Source organism: Bradyrhizobium sp. WYCCWR15520 (genome assembly GCF_056174665.1).
This window is the reverse complement of record NZ_JBWBWM010000107.1, coordinates 1-5,978: the sequence shown is the minus strand read 5'-3', so window position 1 is coordinate 5,978 and position 5,978 is coordinate 1. Positions and strand designations below refer to the sequence as shown.

The following is a 5,978-nucleotide window of genomic DNA, read 5'->3' as shown; positions in this document are numbered from 1 at the left end:
CAACGTCGATCCGTTCGCCTGGCTCACCCTCACGCTTCAGCGTATCGCCAACGGCTGGCCGAGCAGCGAAATCGACGCGCTTATGCCATGGAACCACGCCGCCTGACGGCCTCAGCTTGCCGCTTACGGTGCGATCATCTGGACAGCGGCATCAAGGGCAGCGGCAAGAGCGTCCATGATCCGGCCACCCACACCCGCCCGCCGCCAGCGAACGAAGCGGTTCTAGCATGTGGTGTACGGACCAAACATTTCGGGAAGATCACGCCAAGGCGCTCCGGAGCGCAAGACCCAGAAGATGCCATTGATGACACGAAGGTCATTCACCCGAGGAAACGCCATCCGGCAGCATGGGCTTGATGGCAATCCATTCTTGGTCGGCGAGCGCGTAGCTCACCCCTATGGTCGACTATTGGATCAGTTAAGTCTAAACTTGCCCAACAAACAAGCTCCCGCTTAATCCTCTCGACTCACGATTGTCCTAGCCGGTCTGGCACCGATCGGAAGCGGGCGCGAGGATTTCATCGGCACTCGTTGAGAGATTATAAATGCTTGTGCGAAGGTGAGCTTGCTTGTGACCAAGTCGTCGGCGTTACTTCATCATCACTTCGACCTCTGCACGAAAAGCCTGGCGCGAGGCGTCTCGTGAATAGAACATATGGCCGCCGGGAAAGACTACAAGCTTGACGCGAGGTGACGAGGCAAATGGCGGCAATTGATCGAGCACGATCTGTGATTCGAGATAAGGCGTGACGAGGTCAAACAGGCCATGCCCGACCAGCAATTTCAACTTCCGGTCCGTTGCCAGGATCTGGCGCAGCTCCGAAACCGACTCCGGAGGGCTGCGGCCGAAATCCCAAGCCTGCGCGACCGTGCGGTTGAGCAGCTCATACGAGCCGTCCGGCCGCCAGTTAAGCTTGCGCGTAAGGAGGTCGACAGTGGCGCTGGTCAGAGGCGCCAGCAGCGTATCGCTCGAGGGATCGCCGGAAAGGCGGAAATCGGAGTCCGGATACGGATCGAGGCCGCGCACCGAGGCGTCATAATTGCCGATTAACTTGCCGTTCTTACGATCGAACTCACGGCGGAACTCGGCAAGGTCGAAACGGCCCGCGAGCCTGCGACTCACCGCCTGGTCGATGCCGGTCAGCGCCGCGGTCTTGTCGGCCAGACGCGTGGTCGCTTCCTTGTCCGCCTGGCCTTTGATGAGATCGCTCAGAAACTCGCCGCGTGCATAAGCTTCCACGTCGGCGAGATCGGCTCGCTTTACCGGACCCTTGGCTTCACGTAGGGTCGCGACATAGCTTGGCAGCCTTGCGACGTATTGCAGCAAGCTCGTGCGGGCAAACTGGCTGGAGTCGAACACTGGCGAGAGCATGATCAAGCCCTTGACGCCTATGCCCTGCCGCATCTGTAACTGGTCGACAACCTTTGGCCCGCGAATGCCACCATAGCTTTCACCCGCGATGTACTTCGGCGACAACAGCCGGTCATGCTTTTCGAGCCAGCGGCGGACCACCAGCGCGAGCGCGTTGACGTCGCCCTCAACGGAATAGAGCCGCTTGCGCGCATCATCGCCGGTCCCGGTCCCCTCGAAACGGCTGTAGCCGGTGCCTACGGGGTCGAGAAACACCAGATCGGTGAAATCGAGCCAAGTTTCCGCGTTTGGCCTCACCTCCGGAAATGTCGATGGCGTGACCTCGTCAGCATTGATCGGCAACCGCCACGGTCCGGCACTGCCGAGCTGCAGCCAGGCCGATGATGCGCCCGGTCCGCCGTTGAAGAAGAATGTTACCGGGCGCGTGCCGCGATCCGTGCCGTCAAGTTGATAGGAGGTATAGACGATGTCGGCCTGTGGCTCGCCCTTGTCGTCGAACAGGCGGATGGAGCCGGCGGTCGCGACGAAAGAGAGCGTCCGCCCAGGGAGCTCAAGCGTGTGCCTGCTGCTGGAGTCCGGCGGGAGGCGATGCTGCTCGGGCGTCGACGGCATACTCGGCGTTTGGCCGGCGTCACCCTTCTGGCCGGCCGGCGTCGTGAGCTGGGCGGGCGGCCGATCGTCGGCGCCCGCGCTCCACATTATCCCGCAGGCAAACAGGATCAGCGCAGGAAAGGTGCGGCGCACCGCGGTCAATTGCATCGAGTTTCTCCTGTCCCGGCGCGCACCTTGAGCGCGAGGCGTGTCTATCAAAACGGCTCTAACCACTAGCTCACGTCGGGGAACAACAAAACCTACTCAATCCAGTAGCCGTCATCATGGTACCTGATCAACCCAGGCGCGAGCCTGTCATTTCCTAACAAATCTAACAGCGTGACGCCTGACAGCTACAGCAAACGCTCCTACAGAAGGCGCAATGTTAGCAAGGGCTGCTTCTGCCGGCTCAAGGATTTCCGGCGCGTTACAACTCGCTACGACAAGTTTGCGAGAAACTTCTTGGGTGCCGTTTACCTCGCCGCCATCGTCACCTATTGGATAATTGAGTCTGGCTCCTAGTTCAGCTTTGCCAAGAAGGAGTTGATCGCGTCAGCACCTTGTTTTGGCTGCTGGCACATCCACCAATGACCTGCCCCTTCTAAAATCGCGACCTTTGCGCCGGCGCGCTCGGCACAACGGCGCGCGAGCGTCTGCCCGCCGCAGTAATGGTCTTCTGTCGCGATCAGCGCTAGGCCAGGTTTGGCGGCTGCCCGTGGCAAGCCAGTCCCGAGATCGCGCATGATCGGTTGCGCGGCCGATCTGTACAGCGCCAGGATTGCCCTGCCCATCTCGCCGTTCGCACCAGCAGCGACCTTCCGCGCGATCGCCGCGGTCATGCCCAAGCTCTCGTACCGCCGGGCTAGCGCTTCGGCCGGCATGCTTGCCATTTGCGCAACCGCTTGCTCTCCGACCTGTGGCGTCTGCCAAGCCTGCGCCAAGTCGTGCCAGACGTAATCGGGGTGGAACGCGCCCAGAATATCGACCGCCCAGGATCGTATTAGACCCGGATAGTCCATCGCAATGCGCATGACATGTCCCCCACCCCAGTCATGCCCCACGAGATCAATCGGTTGCGCCAAGTTCCCGAGTTCGCCAACAAGCCAGTTGCGATAAGCATCAACAGAACAGTCAAAGCCGGGTGGGAGAGCTGACCCAAATCCGGGCGGAGAGAGACGAATAATCTTTTGGTCGCTCAGATGCGGGACCAGATCGTCCCAGATCGCCTCGGTTTCAGGATTTCCGTGAACAAGAACGATGGCCATCGCGAGTTTCCCTCAAAGCAACTCTGTCGCACAACCCCTCGATAGCACTGCCACAAAGAATGTTGCGCCACTGGTGACAGCGATGCGTCGCGCACATTGGCTTCCCCAACCGTCGCCTCTAAAAGTCCATCGCCCAATAGTGGCGTGCGTGACAACAACGCCAAAGTTCGTCGCTTGGCAACTGCGAGAATTGGCGGTGCAAGAAAGCTTTGTCGGCTGTTGGCGCATCGCGACATATTGCGCTAGCGGCACGAACTTGGTCGCTATCGGAGCAAAGCGGACGTGTCACAGTGACACGACGCCGCGGGGGTTTATAGGTACACGGCCTCAGCCCCACCGTGAAGCTCATGTCCCTTGGATCATCATAAATCTGGACACGGTCTTCCAAAGGTTTCCTGCGAAGAGGACTAGAAGTTATGAACTGCTCAACGGCGCGGTCGGCGAGCCTGGGATTTCAACGGCAGCCCCCGCAATCGCTTTTGGAGCTGCGCCAGATCCTTGCGACGGACGCGAAGATGCGCGTACTGGTCGGGCATGGCCTGTTCGATCTTGCCATGCCCTATTTCGGCTCGAAGATGGTGCTCGATCAGTTGGCCGCCTACGCCTCAGCGCCGCGGATCAGACTCGTGTTTTTTCCAGGCGGTCACATGTTCCATTCACGCAACCCCTCGCGCCAGGCTTTTCGCACAGAGGTCGAAACGATGATCAGGTACGGGCGTGTGCTCATCGAGCCGGCCGCGAACTAAGTCGGAAGTTTGTCCGCGAATCAGGAAAGACGATGAGCAGACGTGCGCGCCGGCACCCGTCATTCGAGGCCAAGGTAGCGTTAGCCCTGATTTGAGGCGGGATGGAGCTGACCCAGCTGATTCAGCATTTCGACGTGCATGCGAAGCAGATCACGCAATGGAAGCAGGATGTGGGCCTAGGTAGTTGGTGCTGATCCCGGCAACAGAACGAGCGCATGCGCGATCGATGTAGAGACGCTGCACGCCACAATCGGGGAGCTGAGACTGGAGAACGATTTTTCAGAAGGCGCCCTTAGCAAAGCCCGGCTGCTGAGCGCAAAGCGAGGGGCGGCTATGGGTACTACTGCTCAAAGGCAAAAGCTACCCTGAGCTGGCGGGTCTCGCGCCAAAGCGCCAGTACCGTGTGCGGACGGTCGTGCGGCCTCAATGCCAACGTGATTATTGGTACGTGCCCGCTGTTGCGCTGACAGTCAGTGTTGACGCCAAAACCTGATGGTACCACTATCGAAACCAACGATAATAGCTTGCTGCAAACGTTCGGCGTGGCAGGTCTCTATCTATCGCGTGTATCGCCGCTGGGGCGAAAGACCCTATCGTACTGGCCAGAAGTGTGTCGGGCGGTGGACGCACTCAGCTTCGGGTCGAGATCGCCGGCTCTACGCTAGAAGGTCACCACTTATTTCCATTGTGGCCTGTTCGCGACCGCCTGGCTACGCGTCCGGCGGCGGCCCATTCGCGAGCCGGCTAATGAGACCTCGGCGAGCAAACGCGCTGATGTCGATTGGCCCGCCGTGCACTTGTCGCTTTAACGACCCCACTCCTCGACATCACTTAATCCAAGTCGCTCAGATCATAGGCATGTTCTAGGAGGAAGCGGCCGGCATCTTCGATGAGATTGGCGGCGGCGCCATGTCTCCCAGCTCAGAGCAGTCACGGATGCGGGTCAACTGGGATGCCGGCACCACATTCGGCGCTCTCACCACTGTGCTGTTGTACGGTCTTAGATCCGGATCTGCTCAGCTCTTTATTGATTTACCGCAAGGTGCCCTCCGCAAGACATCCATATTAATTGCCGTGGAATGTGGAGCGGAAGTGGCCACGTTACAGACCATAGGCCTCCGGCCTTCAGACATACGGTCTATCAGCCGATGGAGTTCGATCAATATCGCCGAGCTTGACGTCGATGCTCCTGCTTCCGGCCGTGGACTATAAGAAAGCGATGGCATGGCTTGACCACCGAACGCACTTTGCCGGCGAGAGCTGCGCTTGCCCCTACCGGGCGCCGACCCCCAGCAGCGTAGTTCGCGGACTGGCCTAGCGAACCGACCCTGATGCCCCTGCAATTCCATCGCGCCGTCGAAGACATGGAGATATGGAGCGCAAGCAGCGACAAATATTCGTTCGTGATCAGCTTCCAGCGCCCCACCGGTCCTGGCTTTCGCGGAAGGTTGGGCTACGTCGCATCGTGGCGTCCGCTTCACCGGGGCCGGGGCGCGATCAGGGTTCTCGGCTTGCCCCTCCAAAGTTTCGCCGAGGCCGAGGCCGCCTGCAACACCATGCTGAATTATCTGAAGGACGACACTGATTCCAGTCGCTAGCAAATTTGAAGCCTCGCTGAAATGACGCGATCGCTCCGCCTGCCGCCCAGGATATCCGCACGATCAACTCGCAGCGCTCAAACCAGCCGTCTGAGGGTGCATCCCCGACAAAGAGGACAAAACAGTCGTCTGCACTTTGCGAATCCGCCAATACGTGCATGCTTAAGAAGGCCGCATGCAGGCGCTGACGGAGCTCGCTCGCGCCCTCGAGCCGTCTAGGGACGGGCGAGGATCCCATCGAAGGATCAACGGACCTTTTCTCTCTGACAAGGGAGCCACGTAAGCGGCAAGGAAACCCCGTCTGGCGGAGTGGGTAAGCGATCGGCTATCGGCTGCTGAGTTTGTGAGCCGATGTGAGCTTCTATGTCTGCGCCTAGTTCTGGAACTAGAACCTTCCATATGATCG

The 5,978-nt window shown here is 59.6% G+C and carries 5 protein-coding genes and 2 pseudogenes; 4 read left to right on the top strand and 3 right to left on the bottom strand.

Annotated elements, in window-relative coordinates; genetic code table 11:
• On the top strand, nucleotides 1-106 hold a 106-nt coding region (locus AC0QUY_RS42045), incomplete at its 5' end, for a transposase domain-containing protein (protein WP_146101462.1).
• 26 nt (nucleotides 107-132) lie between these two features.
• Here the strand turns inward: AC0QUY_RS42045 and AC0QUY_RS42040 are convergent.
• The 3 genes and pseudogenes from AC0QUY_RS42040 to AC0QUY_RS42030 all read right to left on the bottom strand — a co-directional run.
• Nucleotides 133-349, bottom strand: a pseudogene (locus AC0QUY_RS42040) (transposase); the annotation flags it as partial.
• Between the two features lie 240 nt (nucleotides 350-589).
• The gene (locus tag AC0QUY_RS42035) at nucleotides 590-2,131 is read right to left on the bottom strand and encodes a S10 family peptidase (protein WP_475391664.1); all 1,542 of its coding nucleotides are present in this window, start codon (nucleotides 2,129-2,131) and stop codon (nucleotides 590-592) included.
• 350 nt (nucleotides 2,132-2,481) lie between these two features.
• The gene (locus AC0QUY_RS42030; protein ID WP_202639128.1) at nucleotides 2,482-3,228 is read right to left on the bottom strand and encodes an alpha/beta fold hydrolase; all 747 of its coding nucleotides are present in this window, start codon (nucleotides 3,226-3,228) and stop codon (nucleotides 2,482-2,484) included.
• 479 nt (nucleotides 3,229-3,707) lie between these two features.
• Here AC0QUY_RS42030 and AC0QUY_RS42025 point away from each other — a divergent pair, with 479 nt between their 5' ends.
• The 3 genes and pseudogenes from AC0QUY_RS42025 to AC0QUY_RS42015 all read left to right on the top strand — a co-directional run bounded on the left by AC0QUY_RS42025 (nucleotide 3,708) and on the right by AC0QUY_RS42015 (nucleotide 5,572).
• Nucleotides 3,708-3,974, top strand: coding sequence for a hypothetical protein (locus AC0QUY_RS42025; protein ID WP_057856019.1), 267 nt, complete (start codon nucleotides 3,708-3,710; stop codon nucleotides 3,972-3,974).
• 32 nt (nucleotides 3,975-4,006) lie between these two features.
• A pseudogene (locus tag AC0QUY_RS42020) lies at nucleotides 4,007-4,280 on the top strand (IS3 family transposase); the annotation flags it as partial.
• Between the two features lie 1,025 nt (nucleotides 4,281-5,305).
• Nucleotides 5,306-5,572, top strand: coding sequence for a hypothetical protein (locus AC0QUY_RS42015; protein WP_057856018.1), 267 nt, complete (start codon nucleotides 5,306-5,308; stop codon nucleotides 5,570-5,572).
• The last annotated feature ends 406 nt before the right edge of the window (nucleotides 5,573-5,978 follow it).

Coding starts and splice junctions, on each gene's coding strand:
- AC0QUY_RS42035 (WP_475391664.1), bottom strand. CDS start 2,131: ATGCAATTGACCGCGGTGCGCCGCACCTTTCCTGCGCTGATCCTGTTT.
- AC0QUY_RS42030 (WP_202639128.1), bottom strand. CDS start 3,228: ATGGCCATCGTTCTTGTTCACGGAAATCCTGAAACCGAGGCGATCTGG.
- AC0QUY_RS42015 (WP_057856018.1), top strand. CDS start 5,306: ATGCCCCTGCAATTCCATCGCGCCGTCGAAGACATGGAGATATGGAGC.